This is a genomic window from Paenibacillus sp. FSL E2-0201 (assembly GCF_037963325.1).
In the GTDB taxonomy this organism is placed as follows: domain Bacteria; phylum Bacillota; class Bacilli; order Paenibacillales; family Paenibacillaceae; genus Paenibacillus_AQ.
The window spans coordinates 4,724,565-4,749,028 of sequence record NZ_CP150154.1 but is presented as its reverse complement, the minus strand read 5'-3'; the positions used below and the strand labels follow the sequence as shown (position 1 = coordinate 4,749,028).

Genomic DNA, 24,464 nt, shown 5'->3' with positions numbered 1-24,464 from the left:
GAATGCGCAAATGGGGTCTGCATTACTTATGTTTATTAATTCTTGCGGTGGTCTTGGCGGGATGTGGCTCAGCGGATAGGAATTCAGCGGCAGATAGTTCGGCAAAAGAAAATGGTAGTATGAGTAACAATGCAGCAGCAGAGGTACAAACGCAAAGCTCGATGGCCTCATCTGCGGACCAGAGTACCGCGGCAGCTCCTGAGACAGAAACAGGTGGCGGCGAGAACTTGGCTGTAAAGGGATCCACACCAGACAATACAGTTCAAGCAAGTGCAGGATTTACTGGTAGTGATGTAGTAGCGGGCTTGAACAAGAAGCTGATCTATAAAGCGAATCTTAACATGGAAGTAGAAGACTATGGAAAAGCACAGACTGAAATACGTAATTTAGTAACCATGGCAAATGGATATATTATTGAGTTTAATGAAAATATGTCGCAGTACGAGCAAGGTGGGACGTTTATCCTTAAGGTGCCTGCCTCCGGATTCTCCCCTTTTCTGAATAAATTAGAACAAGTAAAACACGTATCTCTACAGCGCAGCATTCAAGGACAAGATGTCTCTGAAGAGTATGTTGATCTGGAGTCGCGTTTGAAGGCCAAGCAGTTAATGGAAGCACAATATACAGAGTTTATGAAAAAAGCAACGAAATCCACGGATCTGGTCGCCTTCGCGAACGAGCTTGGCTCGATTCAGGAAACCATTGAGCAGATTAAAGGTAGAATGCGATATATTAATCAGAATGTATCCTTCTCTACAGTAGAACTGAGAGTGTATCAGACGGATGAAAGCATTGCTGTCAAAGAGAAGGAAGAGCAAGGACCGTTACTGGAACGTGCTTCAGATGCTCTAAAAGGAAGCTTGAATGCACTATCTGTTATGTTTCAGTGGATTGTCGTTATCCTTGCAGGAGCGTTACCGATACTAATTGGAGTAGCCATTATCCTAGCTGTCGTTCTAGTTTCCCGCAAAAATATTCGCGAGCGTCGGGAGCAGCAGACCGAGAGGATGCGTCAACGAAATAAGGAGCTGAACAGAGAGCAAATCATTCCTGCGGCAAAAGAGATCAAGGAGGCAGCTTCAGAAGATGATCTGAAGGCTAATAAGGACTCAGAGAAAGAGTAGGCGCTATGAAATTAAAAAGCCCTCAATCCAAGTGGTCAAGCCCCCATTTTATAGACACTGAAAAAAGACCCTAGGCAATAAGCTGTTTCCGGTACTCTACCGGAGGCAGCTTATTTAACCTTCGTTGTGGCCGATGTTGGTTATAAAATCGAATGTAATCTTCAATTTTCCTTTGTGCCTCATCCATATTTCGGATATCATAAGGATAGAGTCCTTCCGTTTTGAGATGCGAGAAGAAGCTCTCCATAGAGGCGTTGTCATAACAATTGCCTCGGCGAGACATGCTGATTCGGGCCCCAACCTTTGGCAGCATGTCGTGGTATGCATGAGACGTGTATTGGAATCCCTGATCGCTGTGAACGATCAGTCCAGTCACGTCTTTTTGCTGACTCCACGCCTGCTCAAAGGTCCGGAGAACCAGTTCGTTGTCGTTCCTAGCGCTCATTTGATAAGCGATAATTTCGTTATTGAATAAATCTTTAATCGCAGAAAGATAGAGCCACTTTTCGCCTACACGATATTGCGTAATGTCTGTCACCCATTTTTGGTTGGGAGCATCCGCTTTGAAATCCCGTTTCAAAATATTTTTCGCCACACGGTCTCCTTCAGAAGTAGCATAATTACAACGATGTTTTCGGCGGATCCTCGAACGAATGCCTAAATCCTGCATAATTCTGAGTACCTTCTTATGATTCATCCAAACCCCGTGGTCTTGTAGCAAGAACAATTGAATTTGGCGATAACCGTAGACTCCTTCATACCTTTCATAGACCTTCTGAATGAGCGCCTTTGCTTCCTGATCCCGATCTGTTCCTTTGCGCTTCATGAAAGCGTAGTATCCACTTCTAGAGACCCTAAAGAGTTTACACAGGTTGCTAACGGCATACTCTTTTGCAGCGTTCTCAATGACTCTATATTTGTGCGTTTCACCTCCTGCATCCAGATTTCCAAACACTTTTTTAGCATTTCATTTTCCCGTTTGAGCTTTTGAACATACCTATCTTGATCGATATATTCAATACGACGCCCCCGTTGATCTAGTAGCCCAAATTCCCCTAGCTCTCGGTATTTCTTCATCCATCTCTTTACCCGTCCTTGATCTTGTATCTCAAAATGCTCCGTAATTTTCCGATAAGTCCATCTTTCCTCCACATGTAAACGAATGGCCTCTTTTTTAATCTCATCTGAGTAATTTTTAAACTTCTGTCCTTTAATCGCCATAAAAATGCACCCCCTAGAATTTCATCGGATAAACCAGGGGTTTTTTCCAATGTCTATTCTAAGGGGTGCACTTCAAAGGTATTACATGGATTGAGGGCTTTTCTAATAAAAGGACGATATTTTTTCTTTTGTGCAGAAGATTGAAAATTAGGCAGACTGGAAGAGCACGCGATACTCTCCATAACCTTCTTTCTCTAGATCCTCTTTAGGTACAAATCGCAATGCTGCTGAATTTATACAGTAGCGTAGCCCGTTTTCTCCGGGACCATCGTCGAAGACATGACCTAGGTGAGAGTCTGCTACTTTGCTGCGTACTTCTGTGCGAACCATCAAATGACTGAGGTCTGTCTTTTCCTTCACAGCGTAGTCCCTGATCGGACGGGTAAAACTTGGCCAGCCGCAACCGGAATCGTATTTATCCTGCGAGCTGAATAACGGCTCACCAGATACGATATCTACATAAATGCCATCACCATGGTGATCCCAGAAATCATTTCGAAAAGGTGATTCTGTTGCACTATTCTGAGTGACTTCATATTGAAGTGGTGTTAGACGTTCTTTCAAGCTTTGTTTGTCCTCTTTATGTGTCCAGTGAGTTTCGATAAAATCTTCTCGGCCGGAACCTTTACGGTAACGTTTGTAGTGGCCGGGATTCTTACGATGGTAGCCCTGATGATATTCTTCGGCGGGATAGAAGGTGGTTGCCGGGAGAATCGGAGTTACAATCGGACTAGAGAATCGACCGCTTGCTTGCAGAGCTGCCTTGGAAGCTTCTGCTTGTTGTTTTTGTTCCTCCGAATAGGTAAAGATCGCTGTTCCGTAAGAAGTCCCGCGATCATGGAATTGTCCACCTGCGTCGGTAGGGTCAATTTGCTGCCAGAACAGCTCAAGTAACTTGCTATAAGGGAAAATATCTGGGTTGAACGTAATTTGTACAGCTTCAACATGTCCTGTCGTTTCCGAACAAACCTCTTCATAGGTCGGGTTTACAGTATGACCGCCGGTATAGCCAGAGACGACACTAATGATACCTGGCAATTCTTCGAACGGCGAGACCATGCACCAGAAGCATCCGCCTGCAAAGGTTGCTTTTTCTGTCTTGGTATTTATATGGTTAGTCTGATGTTCACTCATTGATATCCCTCCATTTCACATAATGCAATTAAATAGATCACAATTTAATTATAAAGCAAATACTAACTGCCTGCCAGTTTGCGAGCAAATAGTTCTTCACTAACGATGATTCTTCACTTCTTGAGAGCGGGGACGCAAACTCAGTCCAGCAATAATCAGTACTGCGGCATACACAATGATGGCTGTAATTGCACTTCCGGGATTCTGCAGCAGATGATCTCCGAGAAAGGCGTATAAGGCAATCCCCGGTATTTTTCCTATGCCAGAAGCTGCAATATAGCTCCAAAAAGGCAGACCAGCGGCTCCGGCGTAGATGTTGACCGCTGTTTGGGGAATGATCGGCACGAGACGAGCAAGGACAATTGAAGCGAAAGGCCGTCGTTCTATGCCGGCTGTGAACTTTTCGAGCGCGGGTATGGAGGCTAAGTAAGCTCTTGCCTGGCTTTGAAATAAGTATTTTACAACGCCAAAAAGGATTGCCGCAGCAAGATTTGTAGCCAGCCAGCAGATTATAGCACCCGCTAAACTCCCGTAAGCATAACCGAAGAACCCGATGACAGCTTTGTAAGGTACAACTGGAAACAAAGCCAGTAAAGTTGCAATCCCTATGGAACTGAAAAGATTATGATCCTCTTTCATCCAGCTCAGGATGTCATATCTGTAGATAAACGCAAGGATTGTGGCCGAAACATAAAGAATAATCGAGAACCATTTCTTCATAGATAATATGCCCCTTCTTCCACTCATTCATCTCATCATAAGGGAAAAGAAGTGAATATTGAAGTAAAGATCAATTGTCAGAGAATGAGAAGCAGGTATAATAGCATTTGTAGAGAACAAAGAGAGAATGAACGAGTTATTGAAGTATTGAGAGGGGGAAGATCAATGATTGCATCTGAACGTAAAAGAGTCGCCATAATAGGAATCGGCAATATCGCCCGCAAAGTATATTTGCCATTGCTCTCTCAGCATGAACATGCGGAGGTAGTTGGTGTTCTTAGTCATTCACCGACAACGGTGGAGCAGGCCGTTCAAACTTACCGTTTTCCTAAAGGTACGACGAATCTGGATGAGCTGTTTTCTTGGGATCTGGATGCAGTATTTGTACATAGCCCAACGACTACACATTATGATATAGTAACAAAATGTCTCGAACATGGGATTTCGGTATATGTAGATAAGCCGCTGTCTTATGATTTTGAAGAGTCCAGAAGGATGGCGGAGTTAGCACAAGATAAAGGGCTTTTGCTAGGAGTGGGCTTTAATCGCCGTTTTGCCCCTATGTATGTTACCGCTAAGCAATGGCTTGAGGAAGTCGGTGGGATTAGCCATTGTAGTGCGATAAAACATCGAACGAAGCTACAGACGGGTACCAGCCGCGAAACTGTGCATGATGATTTGATCCATATGCTTGATTTGCTGTTGTGGTTGTGTGGAGATCATTATGAACGGCTTCGTAATCATCTTCAATCTAATGAAGCAGGTCGTCTTCTACAGGCATCTGGAATGCTCAGCTGGAAACATGGCGCAGTAGGGATGTACAGTATGATTCGTGAAGCTGGCGTGGATGTGGAGAAGCTTGAGCTACATGGATATGGCAGATCAGTGGAAGTGGTGGATCTGGACAAGGCTGTTCTTTATAAAAAGGATGCCAAGCCGCAAATTCAAAGCTTTGGAAGCTGGGATACTGTGCTGGATAGAAGAGGTTTTAGTGGAGTGGTGAACGATTTTCTTAGCAATATAAATACACCGGAGCAATGCAGCATTGCTGCTTCAGCGGTACTGCCTAGTCATATGCTGGCGGCACAGCTTGCTGAATGAGGTCTTCGAGAAAGGAGAAGAATATATGGAGGATAACCGTAAATTAGTGGAGGAACAGATCATCGAAAGCTATAAGCGCGAAGAAGAGATGATGATCCTTGTCTTTGCTCAGTGGTGCGTCAATCAAGGCCTCGATCCGCATGCGCTTTATTTGCAGGCCTATCCGCAGCAAGAAGGGAATGAAGCTTTGCGTCATGCGCTTTCCCTCACGGTTTCTGCGGAGGAAGCAGGGGACATTTCTGATGATACAGTCCTGGGTGTGCTTTCGTTATTTGGAAATGACGACTTGGCACAAATCGTAACCGAAGCGATTGCCGGGCGGGGATCTAAAGGACCTGTGGGGGATTGACATTGGGGATATAATAATAGAGTCAGATGAACTTTTTTTGGTAAACGATGTTCATCAAGGTTAAAATGTGTTAATATTATATATACTAACTAATAGTAAGTTTCGCTAGTGAGAGGTGAGAACAATGGAAGAACATCAATTTGCGATGTGTCCCAGATTTGAAACAGCCTTCTCTTTCTTAGGCAAACGTTGGAATGGACTTATTATTCAGACATTGATGAGTGGACCGAAGCGGTTTAAAGATATCTCCGGCCTCATTCCTTCAATGAGCGATAAGATGCTGTCCGAGCGGATGAAGGATTTGGAAGGTGAGGGTATCCTGGTTAGGCATGTATACCCAGAGACACCCGTACGTATTGAGTATGAATTAACAGATAAAGGCCGTGCATTGCAGCCTGTTATGCAGCAAATTCAGTCTTGGGCTGAGAGCTGGGTAGACTAAAATTCACAGTAATGTTGTGGCCCTTTTTCCGAAATGGTGGAAAAAGGGCTTTTCAATTTCTAAATATTAGACAGTGACAGTTTTGTTCCAATCCTTTATGCTTGAAAAAAACTTGCACAGTTTAAAAATAATTGTAATATAATAGAAAAACATTGTATGATCCTTGAATGGAAGCGCTCGCGTATTTGGTTTTTGCTCAAAACTACTCAGCTGGAGTACAGGCATAGCAAAACTATTAGGAGGCGAGGGAGATGAAGACGAAGACGACCCTGTTTTCCCGGGAAATAACGTATGGAAAAAAGGATGTTGCTGAGCTAGAGAATGCTTCTATCAAAGTACAGCTCATCTATGACAAGACGTTGTTCATGCTGCATAGCCATCTTCCTGATTCCTTATGGGATGCGTGGATTGGCGTGCCTTACAGCATTATCTCTTCACTCTACAAAGGGAACAATGATAGCGGAACTATTTTTCAAAAATGGATTCAGAGTCCGACCGGCTGGAAATGTATTGGCTGTGAACGGCACTGTCTGGAGTCGACGGAACCTCTCGAAGAGGAAAATGCGGTGAATCAAGAGCGACAATATAAGTTTCATAACGGCATTCGCCAGAGCATGGTGCTGCAAGCAGTAATTTGGTCCATGTACGAGAACACCGTATTATTCAAGCCCTTTTTAGGCGATGAGCCTTTTTTTGACGATGATGATTTGCATACGATATCCTCTTATTTCGTTCCAACATATCTTAATGAGTTTCACCTTATTGAGCGGTCTAAGCCATGTAAAGAATACAAAGATCAGAATATCCGAGTCTTTCAGGAATGGATTTCCGCGCCTGATCTTGTCCTTAAATGGAATGGGGGCTTGACGGAAGGAAGATGGATGACCGGTGTCTATATGGATCACTCGCGTTTTGCCGGGTTGGGACCTTATTTGAAGGATTCAAAGGGACAGCGGACGTATATGCAGGCTTATGTGCAATAAAGAGAGTTGAACAAGCACCTTTGTAGGTAAAGGTGCTTTTTTTGCGTTTATTTTGCATGTGCATTAATCTCCAATTTCGTTCAAAAATAAGATACAATTTCCGTGCGTACAATCACAAGTCAAAGTTCCTTTCAGGGTTAAGGTGAAGAAGTGGATAAGATTTATTCAAAACCTAATCCCATAACCCAAGGAGGAGCTATAATGGAAACTAAACAACTTAATGATAGTATTTCGGATTCGAAGCAAGCACAATCGGTACAAGCTGGGTTTACCCCAGATGCGCTAGTTAGAGATATTGTATTGCAGTTCCCTAAAGCAGCAGATTATTTCAAGGCAAAACGGATTGATTTCTGTTGCGGTGGAGCTAAACCTCTTGCTGAAGCGGCGGCTGAACGTGGTCTGGATCAAGAGCTAATCATCAGTGATCTTAACAAGCTGTTCGAAGAGTATCCAGTACCCGGAGAGGAAATCGCTTGGAATACTGCACCTTCTGAAGAGTTAATTGACCATATCATAAACAAACATCACCGTTATCTCCGTGAAGAGCTACCCCTCATTAGCCAAAATGTAACTAAGGTGTATCGAGTGCATGGTGGCGATTCTCCTCATCTGGCTGAGTTATATGACTTGTTTAACACACTAAAGGAAGAACTACTTACGCATACGGCTAAAGAAGAAGAAGATGAGTTTCCTAAGCTGTTGACGTACGATGCTAATCCTACTGAAGAAGGCTTGACAGCAATCCGCGAGTCATTGTCTGAGCTGGAGAATGAGCATGATGGTGCGGGCGATATTTTGAGAAAAATACGTAGTGTTACAGATGATTTCACTCCACCGGCGCATGCTTGTACGACCTATCGATTAACATATGCTCGGCTGGAAGAGCTGGAGAGTATGACTTTTGAACATGTACATCTGGAGAATAATATATTGTTCCCTAGATACCAGTGAAGACGAATAGAGCTCTAAAGAGTCCCTTAGGGGGCTTTTTTTATTGGGAAATTATACAATGCAAAGCAATGAGGATACCTCCGTTGAAAAAGGTAGATGAAATGATCCTGAAAAATATGGTTAAGATTAATTGAAGGCAGGTTGGCCAGTTGTGGAAGGATGCTTAAACGCGGAGAACGAAATGTCGCCGAATGAGCAAAAGAAGGGAAGCCTGCAAGTGTGCGGTTTTTGTTCTAGGGATGTAAAAATTATGTATTGCGTAGAAAAATAATCTATATAGAGGAATTCTATGTTTATATAATTTTCGAGAAGAACTCTATTCTAGGGAATCTAGAATTTTTACTTATTTGAGAACAAGGCTTGTTTAAGTTATTCTTAAATAGATAGTATACATAACTTTACAAGCCTGAGACGCTATAGGGTCATTAGGCGGGATAAGGCGGTGCCAGGATGCCCACGCGAAATTTGTGGAAGTTGATGCTAGGCTTAATCATCGTATTCATAATAAATGGATGCTCCACTCAGACTGATGCTAATAGTAATGATAATAATGGTGCAGCAGGATCTGAGGGGCCGATGATATCGATTAAGATTGGTGATCAAGAACTGCTTACCAAACCATCGGACAGGTCACTCAGTGGGAGCTACAGAAATGGAATATCAATAATGGAGTTACTGAAAGGTAGTAATATTGCCACATTTGCTGAGGATAACTCAAGTATTCTTTCGGTAAAGGATTTTTCACTAGAGTCGGGAATGGTTTGGGAGCTTCAGATGGACGGTCAAATCATTGGGAAAGCGGATTGGAATAATGTTGTAGGATATGATTCACAGCTAGTCTTCACAGCGAAATCTAAGGACCATCAAGAACCACTTCAAACTGTAATGCTGACTTTGAACGGCGGAAGTGTAGAAGTAGATTTGCAGCATTCATATATTATGTTATTTAAAGAGGATTTAACTGTAAGAGAATTGCTAAAGAGCTGCGGTATGGTGCAGATGGATGATGGTAGTAGAAGCGTGCTTTCTGTTAATGATTATACCCCGCTAAGTAATGAAGTCTGGAAGCTGAAGGTGAACGGAAAGCTACTGCTCGATAATGGGATGGATATGAAGCTTATGCCTCATGATGTCTTAGAGATTCTATTAACTTTACGCTAAAAATAGTACATCAAAGCCAGATTAACGGTTCTTCAGAATCGTTGGTCTGGCTTTTTATGTTTGAAAATACCTAACAATCATTAGCGAACTAAAGTGTGAAAACATTCACAATTAAAGTGACCGCAATCACAATGACGACTTGAATTTGAACCGTATAATTCCAATATGTAGAAGAGAAATTGAGCATGTACTCATAAGCTTGAGGAGGCACCTAACCATGACAGCGAAGAGAGAAAATTTAGTGTTAGTAGGCAACGGTATGGCGGGCATAGGTACGATAGAGCAGATTTTGAAGCTGGGTGGAGCTTATGACATCACGGTCTTTGGAAGTGAACCTCATCCCAATTACAATCGGATCATGTTGTCTTATGTTCTTGAAGGTAGCAAAACCCTTAATGATATCATCCTAAACGACTGGAATTGGTATGAAGACAATAATATTACCCTGCACACGGGTACTACAGTGACACGAATTGATGAAGAGTCCAAACAAGTTGTTGCAGATAACGGGTTGTCAGTGCCATACGACAAAGTAATTATTGCGACAGGCTCGAATTCTTTTATTTTACCTGTGCCTGGCAGTGATAAAGAGGGCGTGGTTGGGTTTCGAGATATTTCCGACTGTGATGCGATGCTGGCAGCGGCCAAACAATATAGTAAAGCGGCTGTAATCGGCGGGGGATTGCTTGGGCTGGAAGCAGCAAAAGGTCTTGTGAACCTAGGTATGGACGTTACTGTAGTTCATTTAATGGAAGACCTGATGGAGCGCCAGCTTGATCGGAATGCCTCCTCGATGCTGCAAGCTGAGCTAGAGCGTCAAGGTGTGAAATTTGCTATGGGCAAACAAACGGTAGAATTGACCGGGGAACAGAGAGTAAGTGGATTGCGGTTCAGTGATGACAGTACGCTTGCTGCAGATTTTGTGGTAATGGCCGTCGGAATTAAACCGAATGTAACGTTGGCAAAAGAAAGCGGAATCTCCGTAAATCGTGGGATCGTAGTGGATGATTATCTGCAAACCTCCATGCAGAACGTATATTCCATCGGCGAATGTGCCGAGCATCGTGGAGTGTGTTACGGACTGGTGGCCCCGCTATTTGAGCAAGGCATGGTTCTAGCTAAACATTTATGTGGTAGTGAAACGAAGCCTTATGAAGGTTCCATTGTTTCCACGAAGCTTAAAATATCTGGGGTGGATGTATTTTCTGCAGGTGAGTTTTTGGATTCTCCTGAACACACGGTGATCTCAAGCAAAGATGAATGGAAGAGAACCTATAAGAAAATTTTGCTCAAAAATAATGTAATTGTCGGTGCGGTCTTGTTCGGTGATGTGACGGAGTCCGCGAATCTGCAAAAGTTAGTAAAACAAGGCGCGGTAATGACCGATGAAATTTATACAGAGGTCATGGGAACGGGATGCTGCGGTGGGGGAGCTAAGAAGGGTGCTTCCGTAGAGACGATGGCGGACGAAGAAATTGTCTGCGGTTGTAACGGTGTAACTAAAAAAGCGATCGTAGATGCCGTCACCGAACATGGTTTTACTACTGTGGATGAGATTAAAGCTTGCACTGGCGCTACTCGCTCTTGTGGGGGTTGCAAACCCGTAGTAGAACAAATCCTGCAATTTGTCTTGGGTGACAGTTTCCAGCAAGCTGCCAAGCAAGGTATTTGTGGCTGTACAACGCTTAGCCGTGATGAGATTGTTGCTGAAATCACAGCTAAAGGTCTTAAAACAACAAAAGAGGTCATGAATGTACTCGGTTGGAAACAAGAGGAAGGCTGCTCCAAGTGTCGTCCGGCGATTAACTATTATCTAGGGATGATCAACCCTGATACTCATCAAGATGAGAAAGAATCCCGATTTGTAAATGAAAGAATGGGTGCCAATATTCAAAAGGATGGAACCTACACTGTAATACCACGCATGTACGGCGGGGTAACAACACCAGAGGATCTGAAGAAAATCGCCGATGTCTCGCTTAAATATGATGTGAAAGTTGTGAAGGTGACTGGCGGGCAACGCCTGGATCTGATCGGTGTGAAAAAAGAGGATTTACCTAAGGTATGGGAAGAGCTGGATATGCCTTCAGGTTACGGTTATGCCAAATCTCTTCGTACGGTTAAGACTTGTGTGGGCTCGCAGTTCTGCCGTTTTGGCACACAAGATTCGATGGGAATGGGCGCTCTTATGGAGCGTAAGTATGAGCGTCTTGATTTTCCGGCGAAGTTTAAAATGGCTGTTAACGGTTGTCCTCGTAATTGTGCAGAATCCTGCACGAAGGATATCGGTATCGTCGGTAATGATGGCGGTTGGGAAGTATTTATCGGTGGTAACGGCGGTATTAAACCGCGAATAGCGGACGCCTTCTGCAAGGTGAAGACCGATGAAGAGTTAATTGAAGTGTGCTCGGCTGTGATGCAATACTACCGTGAAACCGGAAATTATTTGGAGAGAACCTCCGAGTGGGTTGAGCGTATGGGGCTAGAACAGATTCAAACGGTCATTCTCAACAATGAAGAGAATCGTAAAGAGCTTGCGGCGCGGATTGATTTTGCCTTAACTCAGGTCACAGATCCTTGGAAAAAAATACTGAATGATAACAGCACACGTGCTGCACTTTTTGAAGAAACAAGACTTTAACGGATAGATTACACAAACAGAAGGGAGAAAAACAATGAAAATGGCAACACAGACATATACGATAGGAACTGTACAGGATTTCCTGTTACAGATCGGCCGGGTAGTTGTGGCTGGAAATATGGAGCTGGCTGTATTTCGTACCTCTGACGGAGTGATCTATGCGCTGGAGAATCGGAGCCCTCATCCCAAAGGGGGTCCGCTTGCTGAAGGGATCGTTTCGGGACACTTTCTTTATGATCCACTGTATGATTGGAAAATAGATCTTCGCACGGGTGAAGTACAAGCACCGGATCAAGGTAGTGTTGTGACTTATCCTGTCTCCCTTAGTGGAGACATTGTGACAGTGAGCTTGTAGACACCGAAGGTTGTAGTAAAGGATTAAATAGAAAACGGTGGGGTGGAGTATTATGTTTACACAAAGTGTGGAGAACATTGTCGAGGCGGCAGTCAGCAAGCGAGACCAAATGAATGAAAGTTTACCAAGATATTTTCTAGCAGCCCTCTTGGCCGGGGCATATGTGGGCATTGGGATTATTCTTATTTTCTCGCTGGGGGCGCCTCTAGCGGCTGCCAAATCACCTTTCCAACCTCTCATTATGGGTGCATCCTTCGGTATTGCCTTGACTCTTGTTGTGTTTGCTGGATCAGAGCTGTTTACCGGAAATAATATGTTCTTTACGGTTAGCACACTAGCTGGCAGAACAAGTATTTGGGATACCGTCAAGAACTGGGTGCTTGTGTTTGTAGGGAATGTGGCAGGGGCAGTGATTTTAGCACTATTAATTCGAGGAACTGGACTATTCAGTGCGGCGCCCCCAGAGCATCTGATCTTCGCAGCTGCAGCTAAGAAAATGAGCCTTCCGTTTTCGGAGCTCTTTTTCCGTGGGATTCTCTGTAACTGGTTGGTCTGTCTAGCGCTATGGATGGCTTCACGCGCTAAAAGTGAAACAGCCAAACTGGTTCTGATCTGGTGGTGCTTGTTCGCCTTTATTGCGAGTGGTTATGAACACAGCGTGGCTAATATGACCCTACTGAGCGTTGCTGTGTTGCTCCCGAATCACCCAGACACCGTTACGATTGCCGGATGGATACACAATATGATACCCGTTACACTAGGAAATATAATTGGCGGTGGCGTATTTGTTGGTATGGCCTATTGGATGATCTCTCCCGTGCGAAGTACTCAGACTAAACGTTAAGAGAATATTTATGGTTATAGGGCTGACCCAATTTCGGGTCCAGCTCTTTTTCTAAATATAAGAAAGTATAAGTTTCACGCTATAAATTATCCTTATATTTCTCGCATAAACGCTTACCGTCCATTAGGGACGCCGAAGGCGTTTTTGCTTGTCTTGTGGTATAAAAAAAGACGCCTATGTTAGGCGCCTTGGACCACTCTATTTTATAATGTGCAGAATAATTGGGTCATATAAGTTTCATTGAGGTGAATAGAGGGTATATGATAATGGAATTAAATTCGGCAGATCTCGTTTGGACACATTTCGCAGTGGCAAATTTCCTGCAGCATACCAAGATCCTTGATGACAATCATGCCGTTTTCGTACTCAACCGCATCCTTTTTACGCAAGTCACTCAGCATCCGGTTTACACTCTCACGAGTGGCGCCGATCATGTTGGATAGATCTGTATGCGTAATTTTTTTGTTGATGAGGATGTTCTCACCATCGCTGCTCTTCTCACCATAGGTGTTGCCAAGTCTAATGAGTGTGGAGCACAATGCGCCTGGTTTGCCATACATCATCAAATCACGGAATTTCGTTTGAGTTAGACGGTGATGAATGCCCATCCATTTCATAAAGTCGATGGCAAAATCACAATGTTGGCAAATGAGAATTTCTAAATCCTTTTGCTCGATGACGCCTACTTCACTTTCTTCAATCACTTCTGCAGTAAAGCTGTGCTTGGTGCTGAAGAATGGATCCGCTTGACCTACCATATCGCCGGCTTGGTACATATAAAGAATAAGTTCTTTACCCTCATCCGTTGATTTAGTTAATTTCACACGTCCACGTTTGATATAAAACAATTTATCCGAGTAGTCGCCTTCCCAGAAAAGATGTGAACCCTCTGGAACAACGCGCTCTTTCATAGTAACAAGAAGTCTGTTGAAATTCTGTTCGGAGAAACAGTTTGTATTTCCGTGGGCTTCGATGACATTGTAATGTTCTTTTAGCATAATCGACATCCCCTTTATTCCCTCAGTTTTTCAGTAAATTTTAAATTAATTATACCTCTTTAATCTTCAATTTGGGTAAGAAAAACCATTTAAAAGTGTCGAATTTTCAACATTGTGATTATTTTCACTTCAAAAGTGCTAGATGTAATATGATTTTTAACTAAAAAGGAGTAAGAAGTATATGTTCTTTATATATCAGCAGTGGCAATCCATTATTCTCAAATAATGGGTCTGTCGCTGTTTTTTTGGGGTTCTTATTAGATTCTACATATTATACTGCAAAAATTCATGATATAGAAATCCGTTCGATTTCAACTCCGTATAAACGCACACATCTTCATTAAGGTCAGACATTGGCGCAACGGGTATGGAACGATATCCTGAGAATGGAGCAAAAACCAGGAGAAGGGGAAATCATACATGGCTAAAGTGGCTGACAAATATCTTAAGGTAGATCCTTGGGCAATTATTGAAGAGGGCTTTGATCCAGAACGAAATCGGACCTCGGAATCTATTTTTTCACTAGGAAATGAGTATATGGGTGTGCGGGGGTATGCTGAGGAAGGCTACTCCGGAGATTCCCTGCAAGGTAGTTATTTCAACGGGCTAAATGAACAATTGGACATTGGTAATCATTATAAAGGAATCATTCGCTCGCTGAGATACATGGTGAATGCGGTGGACTGGCTGTATACGCGGATCACTGTGAATGGTGAACAGCTGGATCTGGCAAAAAGTAAAATATCGGATTATGTACGTAAACTTGATCTTCGTAGTGGAACCTACCGGCGGGAGCTGATCTGGCACCTAAATGATGGAAAAAGCTTAAAAGTTGTCTTTACACGCTTAGTCAGCATGACGATGTCTCATCTGGGACTACAACGGGTGGAATTTGAGCCACTTAATTTCTCGGGCAGCGTAGACATTTGTGCGGGTCTTGATTTCAGCATTATTCATGAGGAACGCGGCGAATGTATGTGGAGTAGTCTCCGCAGCGGAGAACAAGGAGCTACCACTGCTATTATGGCGAGAACAGTGAACACAGCTAACAAGCTATTCTCCAGCTTTACTTTACAATCTTCGCAGCCGCTTCAGCTTACCCGAACTGAACATGATAAATTTATAGGGCAAAGCTTTACTTTGGAGCTTGCTCAAGGAGAATCGACTCATTTTACAAAGCTGGTTATCAACTATTCAGATAGTGAATCTGCACATACAGCTGAAGAGCTGTGGAGCAAAGGGCTAGCTCTTGCTGAAAGTGCGAGTCAACTGAAAGATACTCAAATTTTCGCGGATCAGACAGCCTATTGGAATGGTATCTGGGAGACAAGTGATATTCGGATCGAAGGCGATCCTGAGAATCAGCAGGGCATTCGCTTTTGCATTTTCCAACTTTATCAGACTTATCATGGTGATCATCCTGGGTTCAACATCGGCGCTAAAGGGCTGACGGGAGAAGTATATCGTGGGTTGGCTTTCTGGGATACAGAATCGTATTGCTTGCCTTTCTATATGTTCAATAATCCTAAGGCCGCCCGGAGCTTGCTGGACTTTAGATATAAGACGTTACCTCAGGCTATGCAACGTGCTAAAGATGTTGATTGCGAGGGAGCATGTTACCCTATTGCTACTATAGATGGAACAGAGAGCTGTGATCTTTGGCAGCATTCGAATCTTCAGCTTCATGTAGGGACTGCTATTTCCTATGGTATCTGGCATTATGTCAAAAATACTGGCGATAAAGAATTCCTGCACAGTAAAGGCGCTGAGATGCTGGTTCAGATTAGTAGATTCTACGCTACACGCGGTCAATGGGGTCAACAAAGCGGGAAATATGGATATTTTGGCGTAATGGGTCCTGATGAGTTCCAATTGATGGTGAATAATAACTGCTATATTAATCTGATGGCCCAAAAATCATTTGAATACACCCTGGATACCCTGCGAGAGATGAAAGAACAGGCACCAACGGCTTTTGCGACGGTTGTAGAAAAGACAGGGCTTCGTGACGAAGAGCTTACCGATTGGAAAAATAAAGCAGACCATATGAAAATTCCGGTTGACGAAGTAACAGGAGTATTTGAAGAACATGATGGATTCTTCGATATGCCGCATATTGATATTCATTCCATCCCTGTAACGGAGTTTCCGCTCTATTCGAACTGGTCATATGATCGTCTGTACCGTTATGACATGATTAAGCAACCGGATGTCCTTATGTTTATGTTCTTATATAATGGACAATTCTCTAAAGAAGCGAAGCTGGCCAACTATGAATATTACGAGTCTAGATGTATTCATGAATCTTCACTTTCACCTTCGATCCATTCCATACTGGCAAGCGAAATTGGTAAGCCGGAAGAAGCCTATTCGTTCTTTGAATTTGCGACAAGACTGGATTTAGATAATTACAACCGTAATACACGTGAAGGGCTTCACACGACTTCGATTGCAGCCGCTTGGATGAATATTGTATATGGCTTTGGCGGTATGCGTTCAGATGGAGAGCGGTTGTCCTTCCAACCTTCATTACCTGAACGCTGGAACGAGTATAGTTTCCAAGTGATGTACGAAGGGGTATTACTACGTATTTTGGTAAACAAAACTTCAGTAACGCTCACAGCAATTCATGGGGGTAGCACGGATATTATCGTGTACGGCCAGTCCATTACGGTGGATGCTTCCGGGACGACGCTTCCGCTAGGTGAAGGGATGTTGGCCCGATGAGCTGGGCGGTTAGGGATAGTCATTTCGACAAGCAACTGGTGACGACGAACGGGAACAAATATATGATAGGTAATGGCTATATGGGATATCGCGGCACACTGGAGGAATTCGGTAAAACTGAGTTAGTTGCCGTAACTTTAGCCGGTCTATATGACAAAGCGGGAAATAAGTGGAGAGAACCTGTCAATGCTCCGAATGGATTATGGACCAAGGTTGTCTGTAACGGTCAGCCTTTAAGTGTGCTAGAGCTTGAACCGAGCTCTCATATGCAGGAGCTGAATATCCGCAGTGCGATTCATCATCGGAATACTGAGTATGATATATCTGACGGAGGAACGTTGACGTTCACAGCAGATCGTTTTGTAAGCCAGGACAATCTTCATCTGCTCGTTAGTAAATACTCTATCCATAGTACACAAGATTGCCAAATTGTGATTGAGACCGGGATTGACGTAGATGTATGGGATATCAATGGTCCTCACCTCTTTGGTCAAAAGGTACAGTCACAGGACGAGGTACTCGTCTATTCCTCCACGAGTGGAGAATTGAACATTCCGGTAGTTGTAGCGGAGAGAGCCGTATTTAATTTTGGAGATCAGCAACTGGATGAGGGCGCTAGTATTCGCCGGATTTCTTTTGAAGCGCGTGCGGGTGAGACCTATGAATGGTTTAAGTACGTTGCGGTATATACTGGTCTTGATGTTAGTGCACCGGAGTCAGAAGCAGTAAAGTCTGTCCAAGCTGCTGAAACGCTCGGTTATGACGAGTTATTAGAGGCTCATCGCCAGCAATGGGAAGAAAGATGGTCACTTAGCGATGTCATTATCGAAGGCGATGAGGATGCCCAGTTTGCTCTAAGATACAGTATTTATCAGCTGTTAATTATTGCACCTACGGTTTCGGAAAAGGTTTCTATCCCGGCTCGTGGTTTATCGGGTCAGGTCTATAAAGGGGCCGTATTCTGGGATACAGAGATGTTTATGTTGCCGTTCTTCCTGCATACGGATCCAAAGGTTGCTCGCAACCTGATGATGTACCGGATTCATACCTTGGACGGAGCTCGCCGGAAGGCCGCGGAATATGGTTTTTTGGGAGCATTCTATGCTTGGGAAAGTCAGGATACAGGAGACGATGCTTGTACTTTGTTTAATGTGAATGATGTGTTTACCGGTCGACCAATGCGCACTTATTTCCGCGATAAGCAGGTTCATATCAGTGGGGATGTTGTACACGGGATCTGGAAATACATTCAATTTACAGGTGACGAGAGTCTGCTGACTAGCGGAGGGGCGGAAGTGATCTGGGAATGTGCCCGGTTCTTCTACTCTTATGCTTACTATAATTCAGTAAAAGAACGCTTTGAGATTCTAGATGTAACAGGTCCAGACGAATATCATGAGCGTGTGAACAATAATGCTTTTACGAATGCTCTGGTTAAGGAGACACTGGAGATTGCCTTGCGTACAGCAGAATTGCTGCAAGATAAGTATCCGGAAGTATACAGCCAACTGTCTACAGAGTTTAGTGAAGGTCCGTTTCTGACAGAGTTCAAAGCTATGCTGGATAGCTTCTATGTTCCGCAGCCAGACCCAGCCAGCCTTGTCATCGAACAATTCGACCGTTACTTCACCTTAGAGGATATCGAGCTGCCAGAATTGAAATCCCGTGTACTTAACAAAAATGAGTATTTGGGTGGCGGTAATGGATTAGCCACAACTACAACCATACTGAAGCAAGCGGATGTCGTATTGATGTTAAATCTATTCAAACATTCCTTCACCAAGGAAGTGAAACAAGCGAATTGGGAATTCTACGAACCGCGCACCGAGCATGGGTCAAGTCTTAGTCCTTGTATCTACGCGTTGGTAGCTGCCGATATTGGTTCGCCGGATTGGGGATATCCATATTTTATGCGCACGGCTACTGTAGATCTTACGGGAGAATCTAAGCAGTATGTAGGGGATCTCTATATCGGTGGTACCCACCCAGCCGCTAACGGCGGTGCTTGGATGGCTGCAGTACTTGGTTTTGCAGGGTTGGATTACGATGGCGGAACTGTCCATATCAAACCTTCACTGCCTAAACATTGGCAGTCTGTTGAGCTTCCGGTTACGCTTCGGGGAGATACCTTTAAACTGCGGATCAGCAAGGATGAAGTTACAGTTACCACAGCAGCCGACTACAGCGGGACTCTGGTGTTCTCGGTACAAGGGCGAGAAGGAAAGTCCTGTGGTGCAGGTGAGAGCTTGCGGCTAACGTTGGCCGAAACAACAGTATAGACATTAACTAACAACGGAGAGGAAGTAAATCCATGTTGCAAAATATGAAAGGCGCCATCTTTGATCTGGATGGCGTAATCGTAGACACAGCTAAATATCATTATTTAGCTTGGGCGAGTCTTGCTGACGAGCTAGGCTTTACATTTACAGAAGAGGATAACGAACGTCTTAAGGGCGTGAGCCGGATGAGATCGCTCGATATTCTTCTGGAGGTTGGGAGCCTACAATTTGAAGAAGCGGAGAAGCTTGCGATGGCGGAGAAGAAGAACCGCCTATATGTAGAGTACATCTCTAAGCTTGAGGAGTCGGAACTGCTACCTGGGGTCAAAGAATACTTAACTGGACTGAGAACGCGCGGGATTGGAATTGCGTTAGGTTCAGCTAGTAAGAATGCAGAGTTTATTTTGAATAAGCTGAATATTACGGATCTGTTCGATGCCGTAGTTGACGGTAACAAAGTGTCACTTGCCAAGCCGGACCCGGAGGTGTTCTTGATCGCTGGTCAGGAGCTAGGCTTTCAGCCGGATGAATGTGTCGTGTTTGAGGATGCGGAAGCAGGCGTTCAAGCTGGTAAGGCAGCAGGGATGAAGGTAGTGGGCATAGGTAAGCCGGAAGTGTTGAAGGAAGCTGATATGGTTGTAAAAGGATTGTATGAGTTGTTGACAGACTAAGGATAATTGAACAGGGGACCGACTCCCAAGTAGTTGACGCTACTGTGGGGTCGGTCTTTTTTTTCTTCTTTATTCTGAATTCCTGCGCTCACACTCTGAATTCAGTTGACAAGATCAGCTGCTCGAAAAAACTAACGTGCATCCGATGGCTCAACGTGATGATGCAGCTTGGAAAGCTATTATACTCAAAAGACTCAAGAAGCTCAGAATTTCGGTAGAAGCTCAGGGGAGTATCGGGTCCCAAAGCCCCACGCAGTGGTCCCTGCGCGCCCTCACTTTTTCTGTTTTCGGTTTTTAAGAATCTCGGTGATGAAGTTGCGGAGTGGAGGTTTGGAGCTGGAGAAACGAAGTGGTCGCCTTTATCCTCGGATTTCTACCGCAAAGCGGTATAAAATCAGGGAATCTGAGGATAACAGCGATCGTAAGCCCAAACGCTCCACGCAGTGACGTCTATATCACCATGCTCTTATAATCCGCATAACAGAAAAAAACTACATACAAATGACCATAAAAAACTTTAAAATGAACATATGTAAGCGTTTATCCCTTTGATATAGTTATTTAACCCGGAGGTGTGACTATAGTGTTGTCTAGGCTGATTAGATTGATTCGAAAGCTGAACGTCAAGCAGCAGCTCATCTTGCTATTTCTGATTATGATTTCTCCGATCCTCTTTTTGAACATATATGGGAATATGAAGGCGGAGCAAATACTGAAGCGCCATGTTACGAATGCTTATGTGGAATTGAACAAGCAGAACTTTACGATTATTAATCGGGATATCGACACAGTAAATAAAATCACTACCACCGTGATACAGAATCCTCTGATTCAGCAAATTAATATGACTGGCTCGGATACCATACTGGAGAGAGTCAAACGGTATGAGACGATAGAGAAGTTGTTGGTCAGTTACTCCCAGGGTGCTGAACGGGGAGATGGTATTTATTACTCCCTTTATATATACGATCCGAATGATTATTACTTTTTCGCCCCCAATTTCCCACAGGTTAAGAAGGCGGGCGTTTATTTCTTTTCCAAAGCCGAAGAGCCATACTGGTTTGAAGAGGTTGTACAGAAAAAGGGACGCGGCTCGCTGAAGTTCACGGAGAGGCTAAGCGCGCAAGCAGAGAATTTAAAAACACTAACTTACATGAGAGCTGTAAACAACATTTCCAGAAAAGCGGAGACGATTGGCGTTTTGGTCATCACCAAAATGGACTCTAAAATTGGAGAATCTCTCAAATCAATCTCTTTGCCTGACGGCGAAATTTACTTAACAGACTTGAATAACCGTGTTCTTGCTTCCACTACGAATAATACTGGAGAAGTAATTGCGTTGCCGGAGACGGTGGTTGCTGAGGATTTGGAAGGTACAGTAGATGTGATTACCTCCGATTTTATCTATGTGGTTAACAATAACCATGCGCTTGGTCAAAAACTGGTCTACAAAGTTCCAGTGAAGGCGCTATTGCAGCAACAGAACGAAATGAAAAGTGTTATTCAATATATCACCGTGGCTTATGCAGTATTTGGACTGATTATGATAACGTACTTCTGGCGTTCATTAATGACTCCTTTGCAAAAGCTGGCTTTTTTCGTGCGAAAATACGAGCCAGGTAATCGTGTTCCAGAAACGCCGCGGAGGGGGAGTAATGATGAGGTCAGTGTGCTGATTGCTTCTACCTATGACATGGCCCGCAGGCTTAACGGATTAATCACATACAAATACCAGATGGAGCTTAAACAGAAGGAATCACAGCTTCAACTGCTTTATCAACAGATCAACCCCCATTTACTTTATAACACCCTAGAGAGCATTTATTGGAAAAGCTCATTAGAAGGGAATGTCGAATCCGCCGAGATGATCAAGGAATTGTCTAAACTTATGAAGATCAGTCTTAGTCGTGGAAGGGAGCTGATTACCCTTGAAGAAGAGCTGGAGCATGCAACGGCTTATATCAAGCTGCAGCAGCACCGCTATGATTACGTATTTCGAGTTGTGATGGATATTCACCCAAATACGAAAAGCAACCTAATTCCTAAAATTACGCTGCAGCCATTAATAGAAAATGCTATTATTCATGGGGTCAAAAATATGGGCGAGGATGGTGAGATCACCATCACTGCAGTTTGTGAGGACGAAACCGTTAGGATCTCTATTGAAGATAACGGATATAAGTCTGTTGATTATGAAGCCATTGAAGCTGTATTGAATGATGACAGTCCAAATCCTACCAGCGGTTATGGTATCCGTAATATTAACCAGCGTATTCATTTACATTTTGGCTCTGATTATGGCATCAGCTATACCCCTCGTACAGAAGGCGGAACGCTAGTAACAGTCAAGCTTCCGAAATCGGAGAATCAGGACTAAGGAAGGGGAGCATACAGATATGTTCAATATATTGGTAGTAGATGACGAACCATTGATTTGCAAAGGACTGAGCAATTTATTAGCTTCATCCGGGCTGGATATTTCTAATATTTATACAGCTAATAGCGGCTTTGAGGCGTTGGACTGTATCCGCATGGAGGAAATTGATCTGCTCGTTACGGATATTCAGATGGGTGCGATGAGTGGAATTGATCTGATGCAGCATGCAAAACTTGCCAAACCATGGGTTCAGACTATCGTGATTTCTGCACACGAGACGTTTCAATATGCTCAAATGGCCGTTAGGCTCGGTGCTAAGGATTATTTAATTAAGCCTTTGAATAGTGAGCAGTTTTTGGATTCGGTCAGAAATGTGCTCCTTAAGATGGGTAAGCCCTCACCAGAACTAGACGTTTTCATGTCAGGGATTAACGAGAGCTTTCGACTGGAAGAGCCGCTTCCAGAATTCAGCAAGCTTTTGAATGAATTGCTCATCGACCCTGGAGTTGTACTTGCTGAGGCAGATAACCTGCTGAAGCTGGATAACCTGAAGCTGCAAGGGCCGTATTTTTCCGTCTTAAAACTTAAGGTACCACTGTCTGGAATGAACCAAGAGAAGCAGTACACTTTGCGGGACAGACGGCTTCTTTGTTATGCTGCGCTGAACATTGCCAAAGAACTAATGGATCAGGAATGGAACTCGATAGCTTTTTATGCACCGGATGGTGAGATTACGATCATTATTCAATGGGATGAAAAAAGCTATGAGGATTCATCTGCCAGCCAAATCAATAGGCTAGATATTCTTGGACGCAGTCTTCATTTTAATATCCATAAATACTTACATCTGAACGTGGTCATTGGCATCAGCCAGATTCTAAAGGGGCTTTCGTTTATGGCTGTATTGAACCGTCAGGCTTCCAATGCAATTCTCTGGAACAATGAGCACAGTGACCATTATGTGTTCTATTATGGGGATTTCAACTGGAACAGTTACACGAGTGATCCATCTGTAGAAGAGCTTCATACCCATAGCAATCTGATCGTACAAAAAGCTAAAGAATATATTGACGAGAACTATGCGCAAAAAGGACTGACGATTCACGATGTGGCTAAGAAGAATCATGTTAGTCCCAATTATTTGAGTTACCTATTTAAGAAAAATACAGGTTATAACCTGTGGGAATATGTAATCAAGCTCCGGATGGAAGAAAGTCGGGAAATGATTTTGAATACCGATCTTCGCAGATACGAAATTGCGGAACGTGTAGGTTATGAATCACCCGAGCATTTTAGTAAAATTTTCAAAAAATATTATGGGATTAGCCCCAGCGAATTGAAGAAGTAAAAACACCCATGACTTCGGTAGATATAGACATGTTCAGTACAACCCTCATTTCCTACAATTTAAGGTAGGAAGCATTTTGCGAAAAATGCTGAAAGAACAATGGAATGAGGGAGCCTGATGAATCAAACCGCAGTAGTAACCGAAAACCCGGCGACGCTGAAGGGGACACCGTACAAGCAAAACCGCTGGAAGAAAAACTTTTGGGGATATATGTTCCTCGTACCTGCCGTAATTATTTTTATTATGTTTTTGTGGGTTCCAATTCTCAAAGGCTTACTGTACAGCTTTTACCATGTGGATTTTGTTAAAGGGAATAGCTTTGTAGGCTTTGAGAACTACAGTAGAGCACTTAGTGATCCAGATGTCTTGACTGCATTAAAAAACACTGGGTATTACATGTTTTTATGTCTTATTATTGGGTTTTGGGTTCCGATTGCTTTTGCTATCATGATCTCGGAGCTGAGAAAGTTTGGGGGTTTTGTACGTGTAGCGGCTTATCTGCCTTTCGTTATGCCTGGTGTCGTCCTGTATGGACTGTGGAGATGGCTATATGATCCGGTGGGTCCAATTAATGCGTTACTAGGTACAATGGGTGTGGACCAAGTTGCCTTCTTAACAGATACAAGATGGTCCATGATTTCACTTGTGTTTATGGAGACATGGCAGCAGTTCGGATCAGGGATGTTAATATACTTGGCTGCTGTACTCAGCATTCCGCGAGATTGGTATGAAGCCGCTGAGATTGATGGGGCAGGTATATGGGCACGAATAAAGTACATCACTTTGCCTTCACTGCGTAATTTAATCTTTTTGATGTTGATTCTACAAATTATTGGTACTTCACAAGGGTATCAGTCACAAATGGCGTTGCTTGATGGTGGGCCGAATAACACTACACTTACCTACGCATTGTTGATTGTAAAATATGCATTTACAAGACTCGATTATGGAACAGCTACTGCGCTTGGCATGTTAATGTTCATTGTCCTGGGTGGTTTGGGCATTTTACAGTTCAAGCTTAACAAGGAGGACTACTAA

General features: G+C 43.6%; 21 protein-coding genes. 16 read left to right on the top strand and 5 right to left on the bottom strand.

What is annotated here, in order from left to right; translation table 11 throughout:
- Window positions 1-2: 2 nt before the first annotated feature.
- Window positions 3-1,124 (top strand): DUF4349 domain-containing protein, encoded by a 1,122-nt coding sequence (locus NSU15_RS21655; protein WP_339287488.1) that lies wholly within the window; start codon window positions 3-5, stop codon window positions 1,122-1,124.
- A gap of 70 nt (window positions 1,125-1,194) precedes the next feature.
- Here NSU15_RS21655 and NSU15_RS21650 read toward each other — a convergent pair whose 3' ends face one another.
- From NSU15_RS21650 to NSU15_RS21635, 4 genes are all read right to left on the bottom strand, one after another.
- Window positions 1,195-1,995, bottom strand: a complete 801-nt coding sequence (locus NSU15_RS21650) for an IS3 family transposase (protein WP_339291250.1) — start codon at window positions 1,993-1,995, stop codon at window positions 1,195-1,197.
- Window positions 1,947-2,345, bottom strand: coding sequence for a helix-turn-helix domain-containing protein (locus tag NSU15_RS21645; protein WP_042123336.1), 399 nt, complete (start codon window positions 2,343-2,345; stop codon window positions 1,947-1,949). Before NSU15_RS21645 ends, NSU15_RS21650 begins: the two co-directional genes overlap by 49 nt.
- A gap of 147 nt (window positions 2,346-2,492) precedes the next feature.
- A complete protein-coding gene (gene msrA, locus NSU15_RS21640) occupies window positions 2,493-3,479 on the bottom strand; it encodes a peptide-methionine (S)-S-oxide reductase MsrA (protein WP_042129923.1) in 987 nt (328 codons plus the stop codon).
- A 99-nt stretch (window positions 3,480-3,578) separates the two neighbouring features.
- Window positions 3,579-4,199: a VTT domain-containing protein gene (locus NSU15_RS21635; RefSeq protein WP_042129922.1), complete on the bottom strand. Its 621-nt coding sequence runs from the start codon at window positions 4,197-4,199 to the stop codon at window positions 3,579-3,581.
- A gap of 165 nt (window positions 4,200-4,364) precedes the next feature.
- Between NSU15_RS21635 and NSU15_RS21630 the strand changes: the two genes are divergently transcribed.
- The 9 genes from NSU15_RS21630 to NSU15_RS21590 all read left to right on the top strand — a co-directional run bounded on the left by NSU15_RS21630 (window position 4,365) and on the right by NSU15_RS21590 (window position 13,026).
- On the top strand, window positions 4,365-5,300 hold the full coding sequence (locus NSU15_RS21630; RefSeq protein ID WP_042129921.1) for a Gfo/Idh/MocA family oxidoreductase: 936 nt from the start codon (window positions 4,365-4,367) through the stop codon (window positions 5,298-5,300).
- A 25-nt stretch (window positions 5,301-5,325) separates the two neighbouring features.
- Window positions 5,326-5,649, top strand: a complete 324-nt coding sequence (locus NSU15_RS21625; RefSeq protein ID WP_042129919.1) for a hypothetical protein — start codon at window positions 5,326-5,328, stop codon at window positions 5,647-5,649.
- A 124-nt stretch (window positions 5,650-5,773) separates the two neighbouring features.
- Window positions 5,774-6,091, top strand: coding sequence for a helix-turn-helix domain-containing protein (locus NSU15_RS21620; protein ID WP_042129916.1), 318 nt, complete (start codon window positions 5,774-5,776; stop codon window positions 6,089-6,091).
- 251 nt (window positions 6,092-6,342) lie between these two features.
- Window positions 6,343-7,074 (top strand): hypothetical protein, encoded by a 732-nt coding sequence (locus NSU15_RS21615; protein ID WP_042129914.1) that lies wholly within the window; start codon window positions 6,343-6,345, stop codon window positions 7,072-7,074.
- Between the two features lie 201 nt (window positions 7,075-7,275).
- Window positions 7,276-8,025, top strand: coding sequence for an iron-sulfur cluster repair di-iron protein (gene ric, locus NSU15_RS21610; protein ID WP_042129912.1), 750 nt, complete (start codon window positions 7,276-7,278; stop codon window positions 8,023-8,025).
- Between the two features lie 450 nt (window positions 8,026-8,475).
- Window positions 8,476-9,186, top strand: a complete 711-nt coding sequence (locus tag NSU15_RS21605) for a hypothetical protein (RefSeq protein ID WP_042129909.1) — start codon at window positions 8,476-8,478, stop codon at window positions 9,184-9,186.
- 217 nt (window positions 9,187-9,403) lie between these two features.
- Complete coding sequence (gene nirB / locus NSU15_RS21600; RefSeq protein ID WP_339287487.1) at window positions 9,404-11,827, top strand: nitrite reductase large subunit NirB; 2,424 nt, start codon at window positions 9,404-9,406, stop codon at window positions 11,825-11,827.
- A 34-nt stretch (window positions 11,828-11,861) separates the two neighbouring features.
- Complete coding sequence (locus NSU15_RS21595) at window positions 11,862-12,182, top strand: nitrite reductase (NAD(P)H) small subunit (RefSeq protein ID WP_339287486.1); 321 nt, start codon at window positions 11,862-11,864, stop codon at window positions 12,180-12,182.
- A 52-nt stretch (window positions 12,183-12,234) separates the two neighbouring features.
- Window positions 12,235-13,026, top strand: coding sequence for a formate/nitrite transporter family protein (locus tag NSU15_RS21590; RefSeq protein WP_042129905.1), 792 nt, complete (start codon window positions 12,235-12,237; stop codon window positions 13,024-13,026).
- 272 nt (window positions 13,027-13,298) lie between these two features.
- Here the strand turns inward: NSU15_RS21590 and NSU15_RS21585 are convergent, their stop codons facing one another.
- Window positions 13,299-14,024, bottom strand: coding sequence for a Crp/Fnr family transcriptional regulator (locus NSU15_RS21585; protein ID WP_042129903.1), 726 nt, complete (start codon window positions 14,022-14,024; stop codon window positions 13,299-13,301).
- A gap of 420 nt (window positions 14,025-14,444) precedes the next feature.
- Between NSU15_RS21585 and NSU15_RS21580 the strand changes: the two genes are divergently transcribed.
- From NSU15_RS21580 to NSU15_RS21555, 6 genes are all read left to right on the top strand, one after another.
- A complete protein-coding gene (locus tag NSU15_RS21580) occupies window positions 14,445-16,751 on the top strand; it encodes a glycosyl hydrolase family 65 protein (RefSeq protein ID WP_339287485.1) in 2,307 nt (768 codons plus the stop codon).
- Window positions 16,748-19,030 (top strand): glycosyl hydrolase family 65 protein, encoded by a 2,283-nt coding sequence (locus NSU15_RS21575; RefSeq protein WP_339287484.1) that lies wholly within the window; start codon window positions 16,748-16,750, stop codon window positions 19,028-19,030. The genes NSU15_RS21580 and NSU15_RS21575 overlap by 4 nt, the downstream gene beginning before the upstream one ends.
- A gap of 32 nt (window positions 19,031-19,062) precedes the next feature.
- On the top strand, window positions 19,063-19,701 hold the full coding sequence (pgmB, locus tag NSU15_RS21570; RefSeq protein ID WP_339287483.1) for a beta-phosphoglucomutase: 639 nt from the start codon (window positions 19,063-19,065) through the stop codon (window positions 19,699-19,701).
- A gap of 655 nt (window positions 19,702-20,356) precedes the next feature.
- Window positions 20,357-22,078: a histidine kinase gene (locus NSU15_RS21565; RefSeq protein ID WP_339291412.1), complete on the top strand. Its 1,722-nt coding sequence runs from the start codon at window positions 20,357-20,359 to the stop codon at window positions 22,076-22,078.
- A gap of 19 nt (window positions 22,079-22,097) precedes the next feature.
- Window positions 22,098-23,426, top strand: coding sequence for a response regulator (locus NSU15_RS21560; protein WP_042129893.1), 1,329 nt, complete (start codon window positions 22,098-22,100; stop codon window positions 23,424-23,426).
- 117 nt (window positions 23,427-23,543) lie between these two features.
- Window positions 23,544-24,464 (top strand): sugar ABC transporter permease, encoded by a 921-nt coding sequence (locus NSU15_RS21555; RefSeq protein ID WP_339287482.1) that lies wholly within the window; start codon window positions 23,544-23,546, stop codon window positions 24,462-24,464.

Excerpts from the sequence above, each read along its gene's own strand:
- NSU15_RS21655 (WP_339287488.1), top strand. The coding sequence starts at position 3 with ATGCGCAAATGGGGTCTGCATTACTTATGTTTATTAATTCTTGCGGTG.
- NSU15_RS21645 (WP_042123336.1), bottom strand. The coding sequence starts at position 2,345 with ATGGCGATTAAAGGACAGAAGTTTAAAAATTACTCAGATGAGATTAAA.
- msrA (WP_042129923.1), bottom strand. The coding sequence starts at position 3,479 with ATGAGTGAACATCAGACTAACCATATAAATACCAAGACAGAAAAAGCA.
- NSU15_RS21635 (WP_042129922.1), bottom strand. The coding sequence starts at position 4,199 with ATGAAGAAATGGTTCTCGATTATTCTTTATGTTTCGGCCACAATCCTT.
- NSU15_RS21630 (WP_042129921.1), top strand. The coding sequence starts at position 4,365 with ATGATTGCATCTGAACGTAAAAGAGTCGCCATAATAGGAATCGGCAAT.
- NSU15_RS21625 (WP_042129919.1), top strand. The coding sequence starts at position 5,326 with ATGGAGGATAACCGTAAATTAGTGGAGGAACAGATCATCGAAAGCTAT.
- NSU15_RS21620 (WP_042129916.1), top strand. The coding sequence starts at position 5,774 with ATGGAAGAACATCAATTTGCGATGTGTCCCAGATTTGAAACAGCCTTC.
- NSU15_RS21615 (WP_042129914.1), top strand. The coding sequence starts at position 6,343 with ATGAAGACGAAGACGACCCTGTTTTCCCGGGAAATAACGTATGGAAAA.
- ric (WP_042129912.1), top strand. The coding sequence starts at position 7,276 with ATGGAAACTAAACAACTTAATGATAGTATTTCGGATTCGAAGCAAGCA.
- NSU15_RS21605 (WP_042129909.1), top strand. The coding sequence starts at position 8,476 with ATGCCCACGCGAAATTTGTGGAAGTTGATGCTAGGCTTAATCATCGTA.
- nirB (WP_339287487.1), top strand. The coding sequence starts at position 9,404 with ATGACAGCGAAGAGAGAAAATTTAGTGTTAGTAGGCAACGGTATGGCG.
- NSU15_RS21595 (WP_339287486.1), top strand. The coding sequence starts at position 11,862 with ATGAAAATGGCAACACAGACATATACGATAGGAACTGTACAGGATTTC.
- NSU15_RS21590 (WP_042129905.1), top strand. The coding sequence starts at position 12,235 with ATGTTTACACAAAGTGTGGAGAACATTGTCGAGGCGGCAGTCAGCAAG.
- NSU15_RS21585 (WP_042129903.1), bottom strand. The coding sequence starts at position 14,024 with ATGCTAAAAGAACATTACAATGTCATCGAAGCCCACGGAAATACAAAC.
- NSU15_RS21580 (WP_339287485.1), top strand. The coding sequence starts at position 14,445 with ATGGCTAAAGTGGCTGACAAATATCTTAAGGTAGATCCTTGGGCAATT.
- NSU15_RS21575 (WP_339287484.1), top strand. The coding sequence starts at position 16,748 with ATGAGCTGGGCGGTTAGGGATAGTCATTTCGACAAGCAACTGGTGACG.
- pgmB (WP_339287483.1), top strand. The coding sequence starts at position 19,063 with ATGTTGCAAAATATGAAAGGCGCCATCTTTGATCTGGATGGCGTAATC.
- NSU15_RS21565 (WP_339291412.1), top strand. The coding sequence starts at position 20,357 with ATGATTTCTCCGATCCTCTTTTTGAACATATATGGGAATATGAAGGCG.
- NSU15_RS21560 (WP_042129893.1), top strand. The coding sequence starts at position 22,098 with ATGTTCAATATATTGGTAGTAGATGACGAACCATTGATTTGCAAAGGA.
- NSU15_RS21555 (WP_339287482.1), top strand. The coding sequence starts at position 23,544 with ATGAATCAAACCGCAGTAGTAACCGAAAACCCGGCGACGCTGAAGGGG.